We start from the raw sequence: 18,759 nt of genomic DNA, 5'->3' as shown, positions 1-18,759 counted from the left end.
TTTATCGCGCTCACGTGGGGCCACAAGTGAGATATAAAGAGCCCAGAATTCATCAGGAGTGAACAATGGAGCTCAGCCAGTTGCGCATGGTCAAGGCCGTGGCAGAGTGCGGCAGCATTGCGCTGGCCGCCGAACAGTTGCATTGCGTACCGTCGAACATCACCACTCGCATTAAGCAGCTGGAAAGCGAACTGGGCACCGCACTGTTCACCCGCGCCGGTCGCGGCTTGCGCATCAGCGCAGCCGGGCAGGTGTTTTTGGGCTATAGCGAGCAGATTCTGGCGCTGGTCGATCAGGCCAAACGCGCGGTTGCGCCCCAGGCCGTGCCCACCGGCAAGCTGCGCATTGGCGCAATTGAGTCCTGTGCAACCGGCAGACTGCCGCCCTTGCTCGCCGACTACCATCAGCGTTACCCGCAGGTCACCTTGGAGTTGGTCACCGGCAAATCAAAACAATTGCTCGATGATGTTAAACATCACCGACTTGACGGGGCCATGGTTGCTGGCTCAATCACTCAAACAAAACTATCTAAAACAATGCTTTACAACGAACACCTAGTGTTGATTGCGAGCCCTAAACTGGCGCCGCTTGCGCAACTGGCTGACGTGCACCGGCATACCGTGTTTATGTGGCCGCCCGGCTGCCCTTACCGTGCGGCGCTGGAAAACTGGGTGGCGGAACACGGGCTGGAAGTCAGCAAAATCGACTACGCCAATTGGGGCAGCATCATTGGTTGTGTCAGTGCTGGTGCAGGCTTGGCGCTAATACCCGAAGGCATGCTTCAGCAGTTTGGCGCCTGCGCACACCTTGTCACTTACCGCTTCCCCGAACTTGCACCCATGCCCAACCTGTTTTTCTGGCACAGCGAAACCGGCTCGCATGCCGCACGCGACGCTTTTGCCGCACTGCTGGCAGAGCATTTTCCCGTAGCAGTTGCCGAGCCTGCGAGGCTACGTCCGATTGCGTAGCGATCGTAAATACTGAGCACTGCGCCTATCTGACACACCGCGCTAGCTGACCTAGCGACACCTTAGTCGCCGGACGCAGCCTCGCAGGCTCGTCAGCGACTACAACAGCCAAATTGCGACTACTGACACACGGTAGACGCCACCCAAATGAACACTATTCTCAACAACCTGTCTGATTTGGTTTTTTTGCACAAAAAGCCCGCCTGCGATTAGTCCGAAACCCTCGCAATGGATTAAAGTAACGCCCCCGGCAACGGCGTAATTTATACGGCGTTGCAGTCCTTTTCAGGAACAGTCATCGATGGAACATCGTGAAGCGCTACTGGCGCTGCGAACCTTTCTTTCAACGCAGATTCTCGGTCAAGAAAAACTCATTGACCGCTTGTTGATCGCGCTGCTGGCTGACGGCCATATGCTGGTCGAAGGCGCGCCCGGCCTCGCCAAGACCAAAGCCATCAAAGAGCTGGCGGAAGGTATCGAAGCGCAGTTCCATCGCATTCAGTTCACCCCCGACCTGTTGCCTGCCGACATCACCGGCACTGAAATCTATCGCCCCGAAACCGGCAGCTTTGTCTTCCAGCAAGGCCCGATCTTCCACAATCTGGTGCTGGCCGACGAAATCAACCGGGCACCGGCCAAAGTGCAATCAGCCCTGCTTGAGGCGATGGCCGAGCGCCAGGTCAGCGTCGGGCGCAGCACCTACGAGCTGTCACCGCTGTTTCTGGTCATGGCCACGCAAAACCCCATCGAGCAGGAAGGCACCTACCCGCTGCCAGAAGCCCAGCTCGACCGTTTTCTAATGCACGTGAAAATTGGCTTCCCCGACGCGGCCGTAGAGCGCCGTATCCTGCAACAGGCCCGTGGCGAAGCCCTCAACGGTGAAACCAAGCCTGAACGCCGGGTCAGCCAACAGGCCATTTTTGCCGCCCGCAAGGAAATCCTCGGGCTGTACATGGCCGATGCGGTAGAGGAATACCTGGTGCAATTGGTCATGGCGACCCGTACGCCCGGCAAGTTCGACCCGGAAATGGCCGAGTGGATTGCCTACGGCGCCAGCCCCCGTGGCTCGATTGCCCTTGACCGCTGCGCCCGTGCACACGCCTGGCTTGCAGGTCGCGACTTCGTCAGCCCGGAAGACATCCAGGCCGTGCTGTTCGACGTGCTGCGCCACCGTATTATTTTGTCATTCGAAGCCGAGGCGGCTGGCATCGACCAGGACCGCGTGGTGCAACGCATCCTTGACGTTGTTGCCGTTGCCTGACGATGACCGCCCTCCTGCCCGCCGAGCCCGGCATTCGTGTGACCCTCACCGAACTGATCGAGATGCGCCATCGCGTGCGCGAGGTGCAGTTGTTCTCCACCCCCGGCCACCGCAGCCCGCTGGTGGGCTTGCACCACTCCAAGTTGCGCGGGCGCGGGGTCGACTTCGATCAGGTACGGATCTATCAGGCCGGGGACGATGTCCGCACCATTGACTGGCGCGTCACCGCACGCACCCAGGAACCGCACACCAAGATGTTCCATGAGGAACGCGAACGGCCGATCTTCATCCTCGCCGAGCAAAGCCGTCGGCTGTTCTTCGGCTCGGGCCAGATGTTCAAGTCGGTGCTTGCCGCTCAAGCCGCGAGCCTGATTGGCTGGGCCGCGCTAGGCCATAACGACCGGGTGGGCGGCCTGGTGTTTGGCGACCACGAGCATTACGAAATCAAGCCACGGCGCAGCAAGCAAAGCCTGCTGCAATTGCTCAACCGCTTGGTGCGTGTCAATCAATCGCTGCACACAGAAGTCCAGTCAGACCGTGATGCACTGGGCATGGCCTTGATCCGCGCCCGCGAGGTGCTGCGCCCCGGCAGTCTGGTGGTGGTGATTTGTGATGAGCGGGCACTGACCGACGCCGCCGAACAGCAATTGAGCCTGTTATCACGCCATTGCGACTTGATCCTGCTGCCGTTGTCCGACCCACTGGATCACGCCCTGCCCGCCGCCGGGCTGCTGCGCTTTGCCGAGCGCGGAGCCCAACTGGAACTGGACACGCTCAACTATGATTTGCGTCAGGCTTATCGCGCTCAGGCTGAAGCCCGTATCGCCCGCTGGGAGCTGCTCGCGCAAAAGCTGCGGGTATTGTTGATGCCCCTCAGCACACAAAGCGAAATGATCGAACAACTGCGTGAGTTCCTGAACGCCAAACGCCCCGGCAAATCGTCATGAACGAGCTCGAACACTTGCAACCGCTCATCACCCCGCCCGCGATTGGCTTGTGGCCACCAGCGCCGGGCTGGTGGTTGCTGCTGCTCCTGATTCCGGCTCTGGGCTGGGGTTTGTGGTGGTTGCGCCGTTATCTGCCTGCCAAGCGTCAATTGACCAACACCGAACAGCCCCTTGACCCGGTACGCGTAGCGGCCCTGGAAGAGCTGGCGCGGTTCAACAAACCTTACGATGGTGCGCCTGCCGGTGCCTGGCTGCAGCAACTCAACGGCCTGCTCAAACGCCTGTGCCGCAGCCACTACCCGTATAGCCAGAGCCATACCCTCAATGGTCGCAAGTGGCTGGCGTTTCTCGACAACCGCTGCCCGGCCGCCGGTTTGACCCGCTGGATGGTGCTGGTAGAAGGCGCCTACAAGCCCGAGTGCAAACTCGATGACAAGGCCATCGCCGGGCTCAATCAAGCGGTTGAAACCTGGATTCGCAAACATGTTTGAGTTCGCCTGGCCCTGGCTATTCGCCTTACTGCCACTGCCCTGGGTGATGCGCCTGGTGCTGCCGGCTGCCGACAGCGGTGAACCTGCACTTAAAGTCAGTTTTTTGGGCGATCTCGAAGAACTGGCCCGGCGCAAGGCGCGGCCCACCCTGCCTTCGCTGCGTCAGCAAATTCCGTATGTGTTGCTGTGGTTGTTGCTGCTGACCGCCGCAGCCCGCCCGCAATGGCTGGGCGAACCACTACCGATTGCCGCCAGCGGGCGCGATTTGTTGGTGGCCGTGGACGTCTCGGGCTCCATGGACTACCCGGACATGCACTGGCACAACGAGGACATCACCCGCCTCGATTCGGTGAAAAAGCTGCTGGGCGACTTTCTTGAACACCGTGAAGGCGACCGTGTCGGCCTGATCCTTTTCGGCAGCCAGGCGTATCTACAAGCGCCATTGACCTTTGATCGGCACACCGTGCGCACCTGGCTCGACGAAGCGCGCATCGGCATTGCCGGTAAAAACACGGCCATCGGCGACGCTATAGGTCTGGCCGTCAAGCGCCTGCGCCAACGTCCGGCGCAGAGCCGCGTGCTGATCCTGGTCACCGACGGCGCCAACAACGGCGGCCAGATCGATCCCTTGACCGCGGCCCGCCTGGCGGCTGAAGAAGGCGTCAGAATCTACCCGATCGGGGTCGGGTCCGACCCGCAAGAAAACACCGCCAAGGGTCTGTTCAGCATTAACCCGGGCGTGGACCTGGACGAGCCGGCCATGGAAGAAATCGCCCGCATTACCGGCGGCCGCTACTTCCGTGCCCGCGACGGCAACGAACTGTCCGTCATCAAAGACACCCTCGACCAACTTGAACCTGTCGCCCAGCAGCCCACTCAGGCACGCCCGGCGCAGGCGCTTTACAGCTGGCCTTTGGCTGGCGCACTGTTGCTCAGCGTGCTGCTGGTGATCCGCGAGCTATGGCCCAACCATCCGCTGCAACGTTTACTGAGCAAGGAACACTTTCTGCCTCAAAATCCTGACTGGCGCTCGCGGCTCAAACGCCTGCGCTTGCGGAGGCGCCGATGAGCGCGCTCTGGCCCCATTGGTTTCGCCCCGAATGGCTGCTGGCACTGCCGCTGCTGTGCTGGCTGCTATGGAAACTCTGGCACCGGCAAAAACGCGCCGGGCGCTGGCAGATGATCCTGCCCGAAGCCTTTCATCGCGTCTTGCTCAGCGGCGGTAATGGCCGCGACAGCAAACTGCCGTGGGTCGCCCTCGGCCTGGCCTGGTTGCTGGCGCTGTTTGCCTTGCTCGGACCAAGCTGCGAGCGCGTTGAACAGTCCGCGCAAAAACCGGCCGACCCGCTGGTGGTGATGCTTGAGCTGACCCCGCAAATGCTTGCGACCGACAGCCAGCCCAACCGCCTCGAACAGGCACGGCGCAAACTCTACGACCTGCTGCAAAGTCGCAACGATGCACAAACGGCAATTATCGTCTACGCCGGTAGCGCCCATACGCTGGTGCCGCTGTCCGATGACATGGCCACCAGCCGCAACCTGCTCGAAGCGGTCAAGCCATCGATCATGCCGCAACCGGGTAATCGCGCCGACCTCGCCGTCAACAAAGCCCTCAAGCTGCTGGATCAAGGCGCGCTGGGCGAAGGTCGTCTGCTGCTGGTGACCTCATCGCTTAGCGAACAAGAGCGCGCAGGTATCCGCAAGGAACTGGACGGCCACACGCCGCCGCTGTTGGTACTTGGTGTCGGCACCCGCGAAGGCTCGCCGGTGGTCGAAGAAAACGGCGAGTTTCTGAAAGACGCCCAGGGCGCCATCCTCCTGCCGCGCCTCGACAGCCCGAGCCTGCGCGCCTTTGCAGAAGACGTAGGGGGAAGTTACCGACAAGCAAAGCTGGATGACAACGACCTGCGCGGCCTGGGTTTGCTCGATGGCCCGCAACATTTACGCGACGACGGCCAGACGCTGCGCCTGGACACCTGGTCTGACCAAGGCTACTGGCTATTGCTGCCACTGCTACTGCTGGCCGCGTGTGCGGGTCGTCGTGGCTGGCTGTTCTGCCTGCCGCTGCTCTTCATGCTGCCTCAACCCAGCTATGCCTTCAGCCTGACCGATCTGTGGTTGCGCCCCGACCAACAAGGCCAGCGCCTGCTGGAGCAGAAAAAACCGTTACAAGCCGTCGAACACTTCAAAGACCCTTTGTGGCAAGGTCTGGCGCTGTATCAGGCGGGCGACTACAGCGCGGCGGCTCAGCGCTTTGGCGAGGTCAACAGTGCCAGCGCGCACTACAATCGCGGTAACGCATTGGCCATGAGTGGTGAACTCGAAGCGGCAGTTGACGCCTATGAGCAAGCTCTGGAGCTACAACCCGACCTGCAAGTCGCCGCGCAGAACAAAGCGCTGGTCGAGCAAGTGCTTGAGCAAAAACGCGAACAAGACACACCACCGCCAGACAAAGTGCCAGAAAAACCCGCCGAACCCGACGAAACCGATCCGTCCGTCAGCAGCAGTAATGCCACGACCACCGGCGAGAACGGCCAACATGATCAAAGCAGCGCGGCCACCGACCCGGCCGCCCATGCCAACCCGGACGACGCCGTCGAACCGCCACCGGCCGCCAACGAGCCCGGCAACGAACCGGAAGAACAGACCACAACCCGTCCACCCGCCCCGACCACGGATGTGCTGGATGACGAACACCACCAGGCGCTGGAGCAATGGCTCAGACAGATTCCAGACAACCCCAGTGAATTGCTACGACGAAAATTTTGGTACGAACAGCAGCAACATCAGGACTCGCCGCAATGAATCGCTTCTGCGTTTTACTCTTTTTGCTCTGTTGCTGGACAGTACCCGCCCATGCGCTGGGGCTGGTCGCCAGTGTTGACCGCGATCAGCTCAACTCCGGTGAAACCGTCGAGCTGACCCTGGAGACCAATGACGCCACGTTGTTCGGCAAACCCGATCTGGCGCCGCTGGACACCCTGTTTGAAGTGCGCGGCACGCGTCAGGTCAACCAACTGACCACGCTCAACGATGACAACAAAGCCACCACCCGCTGGATCATCACCCTGCAACCCAAACAAACCGGCACCGTGACCATTCCGTCCTTGCAAGTGGGCGATTACCACAGCCTGCCGATCAACCTCACGGTGACCCAGAGCAGCGCCAGTGACACCGAGCTGGCCCCTGTATTCATTGAGGCCAGCCTCGACCAGCCAAGCGTGTACGTACAAGCCCAGGCGATTTTGACCCTGCGCGTTTATCACTCGGTGGCGCTGTACGACGACAGCAACTTGACCCCGCTGCACCTGCAAGACGCCATCGTTGAGCAGTTGGGCGAGTCACGCACTTACGAGAAGCTGATCAATGGCGTGCGCCACGGCGTGATCGAGGTGCGCTACGGCATCTACCCGCAACACAGCGGCGAGCTGCAAATCCCTGCGTTGACCTTCAGCGCGACCCAGGTGGACAACCAGCCCGGCAACACCTCGACGCCCAGCGCGCCCAAACCCGGGAAAATGGTCCACGTGACCTCCACCGAGATCCCCTTGCAGGTCAAACCCAAGCCAGAAGACTACCCGGCCACTGCCGCCTGGTTACCGGCCCGCAGCCTGAGCCTGAGCGAAAGCTGGAACCCAGAGCCAGATCACTCCAAAGTGGGTGACTCGCTGACCCGCACCCTGACCCTCAAGGCCGAAGGCCTGTCCAGCGCCCAATTGCCGCCGCTGCCCGCCACCGACGTGAATGGCTTGCGGCGTTACCCCGACTTGCCGCAACTGAGCAATCAGGTCACTGACAACGGTCTGATCGGCAGCCGCGAAGAGCGTGAAGCCTTGGTGCCGACGCGAGTAGGCCAGGTGGAACTGCCCGCCGTTGAACTGGTGTGGTGGAACACCCACGAAGACCGTCTCGAACGCAGCTACCTGCCCGCCCGCACCTTGCAGGTGGCGGCCAACACCAGCCTGGCCGCCGACACACTGGCCGGTACTGGCCCGGTCGTCGACAGCGATGACTCAACGCTGTGGCTGTGGCAACTGAGCACCTTGCTGCTGGCCTGTACCACATTGATTGGCTTCGGCCTGTGGTGGCGCGCACGCTGGCAACCGGCCATTCTGCGAGCTGCGCAAACCGGTCCGAGCCCACGCACACTGCTCGACGACATCAAGCGCGCCAGCCTGGCAAACGACCCGCAGGCCACGCGTCAGGCGCTAGACGCCTGGGCGCGGCAACAACCAGAAACCCTGGCCGAAATGGCCGCACGTTTTGTACTGCTGTCCGATGCTCTGGATGGCCTTAACGGCGCGCTCTACAGCGAAACCGGCCAATACTGGCAAGGTGAAGAGCTGTGGAAAGCGATTCGCAGCATCCCGGCCGCCGAACGCGAGCAGGACACCGCCAGCGAATCCAGCAGCCTGCCGCCGCTCTACCCCAAATAATCGCGGGTACGCTTTACCCTTTTTAAACGGATTTTGTTATGCGCCTGTTTCACACTTCCGACTGGCACCTGGGGCAAAACCTCCATGGCCAGGAACGCGACTTCGAACACGCTTGCTTTCTGAGCTGGCTACTCACCCAACTGGCCACTGAACAACCCGATGTGTTGCTGATTGCCGGGGACATTTTTGACACCGTCAACCCGCCGGTCAAAGCTCAGGAACGCCTGTACGACTTCATCGTCAGCGCCCACGAGCAACAACCCAAGCTGACCATCGTGATGATCGCCGGTAACCACGATTCCGGCTCGCGCATCGAATTGCCCGCGCCATTGATGCGCCGTTTGCGTACCCATGCACTGGGCCGTGTGCTGTGGCTTGATGACGGCCAACTGGATGCCGAACGCCTGTTAATTGCGCTGCCTGACGCCTCTGGCGAAATCGCCGCATGGTGCCTGGCCCTGCCCTTCTTGCGCCCGGCCGAAGTCACCGGCGCGCACTTGGGGGATGATTACCTGCGCGGTATTGGCCAGGTCCACGAATGGCTGATTGAAGCCGCCAACGCCAAGCGCAAGCCCGGGCAAGCGCTGATTGCCATCAGCCACGCGCACATGGCCGGCGGTTCAGTGTCCGAAGACTCGGAGCGCAGCCTGATCATCGGCAATGCCGAAGCCCTGCCCGCCAGCCTGTTTGGCCCCAGCATCAGCTATGTGGCGCTGGGCCATCTGCACAAACCGCAACGGGTGAACAACGAAGAGCGTATTCGCTATTGCGGTTCACCGATCCCGCTGTCGTTCTCCGAGATCGGCTACCAGCACCAGATTCTCGACGTCAAACTCGATGGCGAAACCCTGGTCAGCGTCGAAACCCGCTTGATCCCGCGCGCCGTCAATCTGCAACGGGTCGGCCCGGCGCCACTGCTTGACGTTCTCGCCCAACTGGCCGAGTTGCCGGACATTGACCTGCTGGCCGACACCCAGCGCCAACCGTGGCTTGAAGTGCGGGTCAAGCTGGACGAGCCGCAGCCCGACTTGCGTCAGCAAATCGAAACCGCCCTGCTGGGCAAAGCCGTGCGTCTGGTACGCATCTCTGCTGAATACGCCGGTAATGGCAGCCGCGCCGGGGACAACGACGCCGCGCACTTGATCGAGCTGGACCAATTGACCCCGCAAGAGCTGTTCAGTCGCGCCTGGCAGGACAACTACGGCAGTGAAGCCGACGAGCAAACCCTCAAAGACTTTGCCGTGCTGCTGCAAGAAGTCCAGATGGAAGGTGAACAGCCATGAAAATCCTCGCGATTCGCCTGAAAAACCTGGCTTCACTGGCCGGCCCTTTTGAGCTGGACTTCACCGCCGAGCCACTGGCCAGTGCCGGGCTGTTTGCAATCACCGGCCCCACCGGCGCCGGTAAAAGCACCTTGCTCGACGCCTTGTGCCTGGCCTTGTTCGGTGCAGTGCCGCGGCTGAACAACACCGGCCGGGATGCCAAAGTCCCGGATGCCGACGGCGAGATCGCCACCGGTGACCCGCGCACCCTGCTGCGTCGCGGCACCGGCGAAGGCTATGCCGAAGTCGATTTCGTCGGCATTGATGGCCGCCGCTATCGTGCTCGCTGGGAAGCCAATCGCGCCCGCGAAAAGGCCAATGGCAAGCTGCAAGCCAGCCGCCAGAGCCTGCGCGATCTGGACAGCGATCAACTGCTGGCCAGCCAGAAAAGCGATTACAAAGTGCAGCTGGAGTCACGTCTGGGCCTGAACTTTGAACAGTTCACCCGTGCCGTAATGCTGGCGCAAAGCGAGTTCAGTGCGTTTCTCAAGGCCGATGACAACGAGCGCAGTGAACTGCTGGAAAAACTCACCGACACGGCGCTGTACACCCGTCTGGGCAAGCGTGCCTTCGACAAAGCCAAAGAAGCCCGCGATGCGCACAAGCAGCTGCTAGATCAAGCCGTCGGCGTAACCCCGCTGGAGCCCGAAGCCCGTGCGGAGCTGGACCAGCGTCATAGCGAGGCGCAAAAGCTGCTGAAAACCCGGCAAAGTCAGCTCAAGCAACTTGAACAGCAACACACGTGGCTCAAAACCCTGCGCGAGCTGCAAGAACAGCAACAGAGTGCCGCCGAACAGCTCCATCAGGCCCAAGCCGAGTGGGACGGCCAGGCCGAGCAACGACAAACCCTCGATTTACTGGAACAGCTGGCGCCCCAGCGTCATCAATTCACCCGCTTGGCCGAACTGGACGCGCAACTCAGCCCACTGGCCGAGCAGATCGCCGGGCACTTGCAACAGCAGACTGAGCTGGGTCAACGCCAGACTCAACTGCAACAAGCACTCCAGACTGCCCAACAGGCGGCCAATCAGGCCCAGGCCGAGCTACGGGATGCCGCACCGCATCTGCAAAAAGCCCATCTGGAACACGCCAATCTCACGCGTCTGACCCAGGCCCTGGACGCGCAACAGGCGCTTAAAAAGCAGGCTGAAGACGCTTGCGCCGAAGGGCAAAAGGCCTTGCACGGCTTGCTAGAGCGCCAGCAGCAAGGTACAGAACGCTTGGCGCAGATCGCTGCGCAGTTGGAACACAGCGCCGAACTGGCCCCCTTGGCCAATGCCTGGGACGGTTACCGTCGCGGCCTGCAGCAATTGGTGCGCCTGAGCACCACGCTGAACAAAGGCCGTGAGGAATTACCCGCGCTAGAACAACGCGCCAGCCAGGCAGCTCAGCAGCTCACTGAACTGCACAGCAGCCTGGAAATCTTGTTCCAGGAAGCCGCTGCCGAACCCCACGCCGTCAATGAGCAGATCCAGACCCTGGGCAGTCTGCTGGCAGACAACCGTCAGCAACAGCGCGCCTTTGAAGACTTACAGCGCCTGTGCAGCAGCCAGTTGGCCCTTGAGGCACGTTTACAGGCGGTGCAGGTCAAACTGCAAAACCTGCAAACCGAACGCGAAACGCTCATCGGCCAAGGCACCCAGACCAAAAAAGAATTTGAAGCTGCCGAGCAAGCCTTGCGCGTGACTCAGCAGTTGCTTGAACGCCAGCGCCTGGCCCGCAGCGCCAGCGTCGAAGAGCTGCGCGCACATCTTCAGGACGATCATCCCTGCCCGGTCTGCGGCAGCCATGAACACCCGTATCACCAGCCTGAAGCGCTGTTGCAGAGCCTGTCGCGCTTTGACGAGGAAGAAGAGACCAATGCGCGCAAGACGGTCGATACCCTCAAAGAAACGCTCAACCAGTTGCGTGAGCAACTCGCCGGGGTCAACGCGCAACAGCGCGAACTGATACAGCAGCATCAGCAACTTGGCGAAGAAATTCAGGCGCTGGCGCCCGGCCTGGAAGCCCATCCGCTGTATGCGCAATGGCAAGGGCAAGACCCGGCCAAGCGCGAAGCCTGGCTGACTCAACGCTTGAGCCAGTTGCAGCACAGCATCAGCCAAGACGAACAACGTCAAAACGCTCTGCTCGCCCTGCAAAAAGAAGCTGCTGCATTGCAGCAACAGCTGCAACGCAGCACAGAAGCCAGCCAGCAAGCCACGCAGCAACTCAGCGAGCAGCAACAACACCTCAAGGCCGACACGTTGCGCTATGAGGAAGAACTTGCCGAGTTTGCCAATCTGCTGCCGGAGACCACACTGGCGGCATTGCGTGAAAACGCCTCAGCCTGCTTTATGCAGCTTGATCAGCAGGTCACCCATCGCCTTGAACAACTGGATCAACAGCGCGATGAACAGACTGAGCAGACTGAACGCGCCGGCCGCATCGAGCGTGAGCAGTATCAGCAAGCCACCCACACTAAAGAGCTGGATGCCCTGCAACGCAGCGTAACTGAGTTGCTCGAACAACAGCAGGCAGGCCAGCAAAGCCTCAAGCAACTGCTGGGCGATCACCCGAGCGCCGAACAGTGGCAACAGCACCTTGAACAGGCGCTTGAGCAGGCTCGCAACGCCCAGACCCAGGCCAGCGAAGCGCTGCAAACCACCGCCCACCAATTGGTGCAACTGGCGGCCCAGCTCAAGGCTCAACAAGAGCACCTGCACGCCCTGCAAACTGAACATAGCAGCGTGAGCGAGCAGGTCGAGCAATGGCGCGGGCAGCACTTAGCGCTCGATACGGCCCGGTTGCAACAATTGTTGAGCTTCGACGACACGCACATTCGCGACCTGCGCCAGCAGTTGCAAGCCAGCGAAAAAGCCGTCGAGCAAGCCCGCGTCCTGCTCCAGGAACGTGAGCAACGCCTCAACCAGCATCAGGCGCAGGCCAATGGCAACCTTGATGCCCAAGCGCTTGAGGTTGCCCTCAATGAACTGAACGCGCTGATCGCCGCCAGCGAACAACACGTGGCAGAACTGCGGGCGCAACAGGCAGAAGACCAACGTCGCCAAGAGGCCAACCAGGCCTTGGCGCAACGTATCGCCCAAGCCTATGAAGAATGGCAGCGCTGGGCGCGGCTGAGTGAACTGATCGGTTCGGGTACCGGCGACAAATTCCGCAAGATCGCCCAGGCCTACAATCTCGACCTGCTGGTACACCACGCCAACGCCCAACTGCGCCAACTGGTTAAACGTTACCGCCTCAAGCGCGGCGGCAGCATGCTCGGTTTGCTGGTGATGGACACCGAAATGGGCGACGAATTGCGTTCGGTGCACTCGCTGTCAGGCGGTGAAACCTTCCTGGTGTCGTTGGCACTGGCGTTGGGGTTGGCGTCGATGGCGTCCAGCACGCTGAAAATCGAGTCGTTGTTTATCGACGAAGGGTTTGGCAGCCTGGACCCTGAGTCATTGCAATTGGCCATGGATGCCCTCGACGGCCTGCAAGCCCAGGGGCGCAAAGTTGGGGTGATATCCCACGTACAGGAAATGCATGAACGCATTCCGGTGCAAATACAGGTGCGGCGCCAAGGCAATGGCCTGAGCACCGTGGAGGTCAAATGACCGGCAACGTGCTGTATTCCTTCCGTCGCTGCCCGTATGCCATGCGGGCGCGCATGGCCCTGCGTTACAGCGGCGTGCCGTTATCGATTGTAGAAGTCAGCCTCAAGGCCAAGCCGGCTGAAATGCTCGCGCTGTCGCCCAAAGGCACCGTACCGGTATTGGTCTGTGCCGATGGCCGGGTGATTGAGCAAAGCCTGGAGATCATGCACTGGGCCTTGGCCCAGCATGATCCGGACAACTGGCTTGGCCCGGACAGTGCCGCGCTGATTGAAGAAAACGACCAGGTCTTCAAGGTCGACCTTGACCGTTACAAATACGCCATCCGCTACCCGGAACAGCCCATGGAACAGTATCGGGCCCAAGGAGCGGCATTTTTGCAGCGGCTGGAAGTGTTACTTGAACAGACGCCGTATTTGGCTGGCGACACCTTGAGCCTGGCGGACATTGCCCTGGCGCCGTTTGTGCGCCAGTTCGCCCACGTCGACCGTGACTGGTTCGAACAAGCGCCCTACCCCCGCCTGAATGCCTGGCTGGAACGATTTTTAGCGTCGGAACTATTTATCTCCGTCATGACTAAAACCGCCTGAGCGGATTTTCGCCAACTGTAGTCGCTGACGAGGCACGAGGCTGCGATGCGGGCCGCAGGACCGCCGCCTTGGGGTCGCTGCGCAACCCATCGCAGCCTCATCCTTCGGCAGCTCCTACAGGATTTTCGCCAACTTGTAGTCGCTGACGAGGCACGAGGCTGCGATGCGGGCCGTAGGACCGCCGCTTTGGGGCAATTCGCAGCCTCATGCTTGGGCAGCGACTACAGGGTCTTCAATCCTTGCCCCGCACCATGCTTTCCAACACCCCGTCACGGCGCACCCAGCCGTGCAGCAACGCTGCCGCCAGATGCGCCAACACGGTAAAGAACAACAAATACGCCAGGTACGTGTGGGCTTTGCGCAAGAACGCAAAGGTGCTTGGGTTGGCTGCCAGGATGGATGGCAGTTGCAAGGAACTGCTCAACATCACCGGATCACCCGCCGCCGAGATCATTGCCCAACCTATGAGCGGCAGGCTGAACATCAGCGCGTACAGCAACACGTGCGACAGTTTTGCAGCCAAAACCTGGACCGTCGGCAAATCAGCAGGCAACGCCGGTTGATGGGTGGTAAAGCGCACAAACAGCCGCACAATCACCAGCAGTAAAATGGCTATCCCCAGGGGTTTGTGCAGGTTGAGCAACCATTCATGCCGCTCGGAGACAGAGGCCGCCAGCCCGGCCCCAATAAACAGCATGGCAATGATCATCAACGCCATCAGCCAATGCAGCAGGCGCGCCAGAGGTGCGAAATGCTTGTTAGAGGTGCTCATGGACGTTTCTCCTGGGACAATTGATCAACTTCACTGGTACGCCGCAGATAAGAACTGGCATAGGCGGCCGAACGTGCAGCCAGCAAGGGGTCACCCGAGCCTTCAATGCCATTGGGCAAAATCAACGGGTCGTAGTTGATGTCACGGCACTCACCATCGTTTTGTGGCTGCGCACTTTGCAGCACCAAGGTTCCCGCATTGATCACCTTGCGGCTGGCTGGCCAGGTTTTACTCGCATCGTTGATCGGGTCGCCTGCGTCGGCCAAGGTCAGGTTGAACTGCCATCTCAAAGGCCCTGCAGACAATCGCTGCACCAGGTCTTTTTCCAGGTAGTCCGCATCATTGGGAGCAGTTGCCCCGGCGGCATCATGACCTTCCGGCACCACACCCCAGCGCACGGCCTGACGCTGCCCGGCGGCATTCACCAGATAGAACGCGTTAATCCCGTTGTAGCTTTCAGTCGCAAAGCTGGCCGAGGGTTTGGCGGTTTTCACCCATTGCAAAAAAGCTGCGGTTTCCGGGTGTGCGGCAAAAAACGCCGGCATGGCGTCGGGCTTCGGCTTGCCGGTAGCCGGGTCTGGCGTTCCCGCTTGCAACATCGCATAGAACGCTTCAGGCGTGCCCACCGGGAAGACCGGCATGCTGTTCATTCCGGTCCGCCATTGCTGACCATTGGCCTGGGTAAAGCGCAATGCCAGGCTGCGGATCGGCACACTGCTGTCCGGCGCATAGGGGTTGCCGCTCGGCAAGGCAAAGCGGCCCACGACCGGAGTACGACCGGTTTCAAAGACTTGTGCGCGGGACAAAGGCTGAGCATTGCCGTTGCTCTCGAAATACCCGATCACGCACATGCCTTTGGCATGATTACGCCGATACCCCGGATGCACGCCATTGTTGCGCTCCAAAGCATTGACCAGGGTTTTAGGCCGCAACCGTCCGGCATCCAGTGTGCCGTTGACGTAAAAGAAGGTTGTGGCGATGACCGCTACCACTGCGCCAATACCCGCCAGACGCAGCAACACACTGGTGGGGCTCAATGCAGCTTTCACGGGCCGTACGGGCGGTAATTGATCTACCATAAAGTATTCCTTGGCCACGGGCCATCAGGTGGATGGCCTATGAGACGCAGGCCGATCAGGCTTATTCCCGGCGCCAGGCAATTATTTTCAGTTTATTTATTTTCAAGCCAAGGGAATAAAGGCTAAGCCTGGTCGTCTTCATGACGCTGATCCGATTAACAGACCCACCCGGCGCCAGTCACCATGCACCCATTTGACGAGCAATTGCGCGAACTCATGCCGAGCCTCAGGCGCTTTGCCCTGTCGTTGACGCGCCACGCCAGCAATGCCGACGACCTGGTGCAAAATTGCCTTGAGCGCGCCCTTGGCAGTGTCGCCAGTAAACGCCCGGACGGCGATTTACGGGCCTGGCTGTTTACCATTCTGTATCGCCAGTTTGTCGATAACCATCGGCGTACCCGGCGTTATGCGCGGATGCTGGAGTTTTTTACTGGCCGCGACGACGCGCAACCCTCTACCGAACGCACCGTAATAGCCCAAACCACGCTGCAAGCATTCGACCAGTTGAGCACCGAGCAACGGGCGCTGCTGTTATGGATTTCTGTCGAGGGATTGAGTTACCAGCAAGTGGCCGACATCCTTGAAGTGCCGATCGGCACAGTGATGTCGCGTCTGTCACGCGCACGCCAGGCCCTGCGCGCACTCAGTGAAGGCGAAATTACCCGCCCTGCTTTGCGGAGACTTAAATGATCACCACCCCGCCCAGTGAGCACGACCTGCATGCTTATGTCGATCACGCGCTCAGTGAGTCTGACCGACAGCACGTCGAACGCTATCTAGACGCCAACCCCGAGGTCGCGGCCAAGGTTCATGCCTGGCAACGCGATGCGCAAAACCTGCGCACGGCGTTGCAGCAAACCCTGCTTCAACCGGATAACCCGGCACTCGACCCCGCGGCCATTCGCCAGCGACAACGCCGCCAGGCCACGCGTCATTGGGCTACGGCGGCCGTCTTGTTGATTGCAGTCAGCATGGGGGGAGTCGGCGGTTGGCAGGCCCGGCAAATGACCCAGAACCCGGCCATCCTGCCGATGACCGACGCACTGGCAGCACATCGCATGTTTGCCGAACAGGGATTTCTGCCTGCCGACTATAAGGTCGAGCAAAGCAGCGACATGCAAGCCTGGATGGACCGTTATTTCAGCCACGCCGAACGCTTGCCGGACTTGAGCCGCGCAGGCTTCAAACCGGTCAGTTGCCGCTTGCTCACCACCGATCAAGGCGGCGCGGCGATGGTGCTGTATGAAAACCCGCAGGGCCAGCAAATCAGCTTTTACATCCGCCCGCCAGGCCCGCAAAACAGTTTGCTGCCCCGGGGCAGCCGACGCGATGGTGACTTGCAGGCCGACTACTGGTCAGGCCCCGGCTATAACTACGCTATGGTCGGCCCCGCAGAAGGGCCGACTGCGACGCTGCTAAATACACTGAGTTTTTGACAGTGAACCTGGCTGCGATCAGCGTTTAAATGGGGGGAGATTATTGCGCCTTGTGGTCAAGGGCCGCATAGAAGTTGGCGCTTTGCTGCAGGTATTTCTGGGTATAGGCCGTGGACTTTTTGTCGCTGGCCACGGTGTTGGCGCTGGCTGGCAGGGCCACGGTGGCAGAGATGGCGGAAGCAGCGATGACGGAGAAAAGATTGAAGTTCATTGCGGTAACCCTCGACGATTCAGTTAGCTTGCTTGCCTGTTCAGGCCGTGGAGCCAACTTAACGCCAAGGGTCTTCACACTGAAATTCATTGCGCCACTAACCAGTATCAGCGCGATTGATAGAAGGCGTAGCCTTCAACTCAAGCCTTAAGGGCAGTGAATGAATTTCACATCGGAGGGCGCATCCATCGCCAGCTTTTGCAAGGTTTTACCCAGCTTGCCGGTCACGGGATCACGCTCAACTACCACGATTTCGTTGCTCATCTGGTTCGCAATCAGCACAAATTTACCATTGGGGCTCAAGGTAAATTCACGCGGATGATCACCGTCAACCGAACGCCGCTGGATCTCGCTCAACTCACCATTCGCCGGATTGATAGCGAACACCAAAAGCTCGTTGGCCTTGCCGCGGTTGCTCACGTACAGGTACTTGCCATCGGCCGAGGCGTGCACTGCGCCTGCTGCGCGGTTCTGCGCGGGCATGCCATGGGCCAAATCCAGTGCCTGACGCTGTTTGAGCTGACCGTTGTCATAGTCAAAGACAAACACTTGCGCGCTCATTTAAGTAGTCAGGTACGCATGTTTGCCGTCCCTGGAGAACAACAAGTGACGCGGCCCGCTGCCAGCAGGCAACTCAATGGCCGCAGGCGTGGCTGCAACCAGCGGGTGTTCCGGATTGGCCACAGGGTCGTAGCGGTAAACAAACACTTTGTCTGCGCCCAAATCACTGGCGTAGACAAATTTGCCGTCAGGTGATGACACCACCGAATGCACATGGGCCGACATCTGCCGTTCAGGGTTAACCCGGCTTGGCTGATGGCTGCTCATTTGCGTAACAGGCTGCAATTGGCCGTCGGCATTCACCGGCACCACGGCCAGGCTACCACCCGGGTCTTCATGCACCCCGTAGTTGGCGATAAACAGGTATTTTTCATCGGCACTCAAACCGGAGTGCGTCGGCTCTTCGCCCAAGGTTTTGACCTGATTGACCAGGCTCAGCGCGAGGGTTTTGGGATCAATCGCAATACTGCTGACACGCCCGACGACATCAGCCTGACCTTGCCCATTCTCATTCACCACAAACAGGCGGCTCTGATCTTTGGACAGGGTCAACCACGACGGGTTGGAGGCCTTGAAGACTTGCAACGGCTCAGGGGTAATGCGCCCGCTCTCACTGTCAAACTGCAAGCGGTAAATACCTTGGCTTTTGCCTTGGGTATAAGAACCCACCAGCAACTCTGCATCAGCGGTGCAGGCGGCGTGAGCCGACATCGCCCCCACGCTGGAGGCCATCAACAAGGGCAACCATTTAAGCTTCATCATGCGTCTCATCTTCATCGTCATCGTCGTTGCTGGCACACACGGCGCTAATGCAAACGAGGCGGTGTTCACTGGCGTCGCCGGTCAGCGTCCAGCTTTGCAAGTTGTCGTCAAACACTGCCGCTTCAACCTGCTCCGGGGTCAAGCTCCAGCGCTTCCTGGCCCGACCATCCATGGCTTCAATGAGCAGCCCTTGGTCGTCAAGGGAAAACTCAAAAGCATGCAGCCCGTCAATTTCCAGCATATCGCTGGTTTCAAGGGCTGCGCGCAAGGTCTGGTTTGCATCACTCATTAATCATTCACCTGTGGGAAAGGCGTAATGATAGGCCA

Annotated in this window: 16 protein-coding genes and 1 pseudogene; 12 read left to right on the top strand and 5 right to left on the bottom strand. The window is 60.1% G+C overall.

Features of this window, described 5'->3' with window-relative positions; genetic code table 11:
- Positions 1 to 65: 65 nt before the first annotated feature.
- From GHO25_RS02250 to GHO25_RS02205, 10 genes are all read left to right on the top strand, one after another.
- Positions 66 to 968, top strand: a complete 903-nt coding sequence (locus tag GHO25_RS02250; protein WP_153389783.1) for a LysR family transcriptional regulator — start codon at positions 66 to 68, stop codon at positions 966 to 968.
- Positions 969 to 1,269: 301 nt separating this feature from the next.
- Positions 1,270 to 2,229 (top strand): MoxR family ATPase, encoded by a 960-nt coding sequence (locus tag GHO25_RS02245; protein ID WP_016780594.1) that lies wholly within the window; start codon positions 1,270 to 1,272, stop codon positions 2,227 to 2,229.
- Positions 2,230 to 2,231: 2 nt separating this feature from the next.
- Positions 2,232 to 3,176, top strand: a complete 945-nt coding sequence (locus GHO25_RS02240; protein WP_153389782.1) for a DUF58 domain-containing protein — start codon at positions 2,232 to 2,234, stop codon at positions 3,174 to 3,176.
- A complete protein-coding gene (locus tag GHO25_RS02235; protein ID WP_048370275.1) occupies positions 3,173 to 3,667 on the top strand; it encodes a DUF4381 domain-containing protein in 495 nt (164 codons plus the stop codon). The genes GHO25_RS02240 and GHO25_RS02235 overlap by 4 nt, the downstream gene beginning before the upstream one ends.
- Positions 3,660 to 4,736: a VWA domain-containing protein gene (locus GHO25_RS02230; RefSeq protein ID WP_153389781.1), complete on the top strand. Its 1,077-nt coding sequence runs from the start codon at positions 3,660 to 3,662 to the stop codon at positions 4,734 to 4,736. The genes GHO25_RS02235 and GHO25_RS02230 overlap by 8 nt, the downstream gene beginning before the upstream one ends.
- On the top strand, positions 4,733 to 6,472 hold the full coding sequence (locus GHO25_RS02225) for a tetratricopeptide repeat protein (protein WP_153389780.1): 1,740 nt from the start codon (positions 4,733 to 4,735) through the stop codon (positions 6,470 to 6,472). Before GHO25_RS02230 ends, GHO25_RS02225 begins: the two co-directional genes overlap by 4 nt.
- Positions 6,469 to 8,103: a BatD family protein gene (locus tag GHO25_RS02220; protein WP_153327971.1), complete on the top strand. Its 1,635-nt coding sequence runs from the start codon at positions 6,469 to 6,471 to the stop codon at positions 8,101 to 8,103. Before GHO25_RS02225 ends, GHO25_RS02220 begins: the two co-directional genes overlap by 4 nt.
- Before the next feature lie 38 nt (positions 8,104 to 8,141).
- Complete coding sequence (locus tag GHO25_RS02215; RefSeq protein ID WP_153389779.1) at positions 8,142 to 9,386, top strand: exonuclease SbcCD subunit D C-terminal domain-containing protein; 1,245 nt, start codon at positions 8,142 to 8,144, stop codon at positions 9,384 to 9,386.
- Positions 9,383 to 13,024 (top strand): AAA family ATPase, encoded by a 3,642-nt coding sequence (locus GHO25_RS02210; protein ID WP_153389778.1) that lies wholly within the window; start codon positions 9,383 to 9,385, stop codon positions 13,022 to 13,024. The genes GHO25_RS02215 and GHO25_RS02210 overlap by 4 nt, the downstream gene beginning before the upstream one ends.
- Positions 13,021 to 13,611, top strand: a complete 591-nt coding sequence (locus GHO25_RS02205; RefSeq protein WP_153389777.1) for a glutathione S-transferase — start codon at positions 13,021 to 13,023, stop codon at positions 13,609 to 13,611. Before GHO25_RS02210 ends, GHO25_RS02205 begins: the two co-directional genes overlap by 4 nt.
- Before the next feature lie 232 nt (positions 13,612 to 13,843).
- Here GHO25_RS02205 and GHO25_RS02200 read toward each other — a convergent pair whose 3' ends face one another.
- Entirely contained in the window at positions 13,844 to 14,383 is a 540-nt protein-coding gene (locus GHO25_RS02200; protein WP_153389776.1) for a cytochrome b, read from the bottom strand.
- Positions 14,380 to 15,462, bottom strand: a complete 1,083-nt coding sequence (locus GHO25_RS02195; RefSeq protein WP_153389775.1) for a catalase family peroxidase — start codon at positions 15,460 to 15,462, stop codon at positions 14,380 to 14,382. The genes GHO25_RS02200 and GHO25_RS02195 overlap by 4 nt, the downstream gene beginning before the upstream one ends.
- Before the next feature lie 183 nt (positions 15,463 to 15,645).
- Here GHO25_RS02195 and GHO25_RS02190 point away from each other — a divergent pair, with 183 nt between their 5' ends.
- The gene (locus GHO25_RS02190; protein ID WP_123748971.1) at positions 15,646 to 16,152 is read left to right on the top strand and encodes a sigma-70 family RNA polymerase sigma factor; all 507 of its coding nucleotides are present in this window, start codon (positions 15,646 to 15,648) and stop codon (positions 16,150 to 16,152) included.
- Positions 16,149 to 16,898: an anti-sigma factor gene (locus tag GHO25_RS02185; protein WP_153389774.1), complete on the top strand. Its 750-nt coding sequence runs from the start codon at positions 16,149 to 16,151 to the stop codon at positions 16,896 to 16,898. The genes GHO25_RS02190 and GHO25_RS02185 overlap by 4 nt, the downstream gene beginning before the upstream one ends.
- Positions 16,899 to 16,938: 40 nt before the next feature.
- Here GHO25_RS02185 and GHO25_RS26065 read toward each other — a convergent pair whose 3' ends face one another.
- The 3 genes and pseudogenes from GHO25_RS26065 to GHO25_RS02175 form a co-directional block, all read right to left on the bottom strand.
- Complete coding sequence (locus tag GHO25_RS26065) at positions 16,939 to 17,109, bottom strand: hypothetical protein (protein WP_164488144.1); 171 nt, start codon at positions 17,107 to 17,109, stop codon at positions 16,939 to 16,941.
- Positions 17,110 to 17,256: 147 nt separating this feature from the next.
- Positions 17,257 to 18,429: pseudogene (locus tag GHO25_RS02180) on the bottom strand (lactonase family protein).
- Complete coding sequence (locus GHO25_RS02175) at positions 18,419 to 18,721, bottom strand: DUF5629 family protein (protein ID WP_048370254.1); 303 nt, start codon at positions 18,719 to 18,721, stop codon at positions 18,419 to 18,421. The pseudogene GHO25_RS02180 and the gene GHO25_RS02175 overlap by 11 nt, the downstream one beginning before the upstream one ends.
- Between the last annotated feature and the right edge of the window lie 38 nt (positions 18,722 to 18,759).

It is taken from the genome of Pseudomonas sp. FSL R10-1350 (genome assembly GCF_009600525.1).
Lineage (GTDB): Bacteria > Pseudomonadota > Gammaproteobacteria > Pseudomonadales > Pseudomonadaceae > Aquipseudomonas > Aquipseudomonas helleri.
Note: the sequence above shows the minus strand (reverse complement) of the source record. Positions and strands in the feature narration are given on the sequence as shown.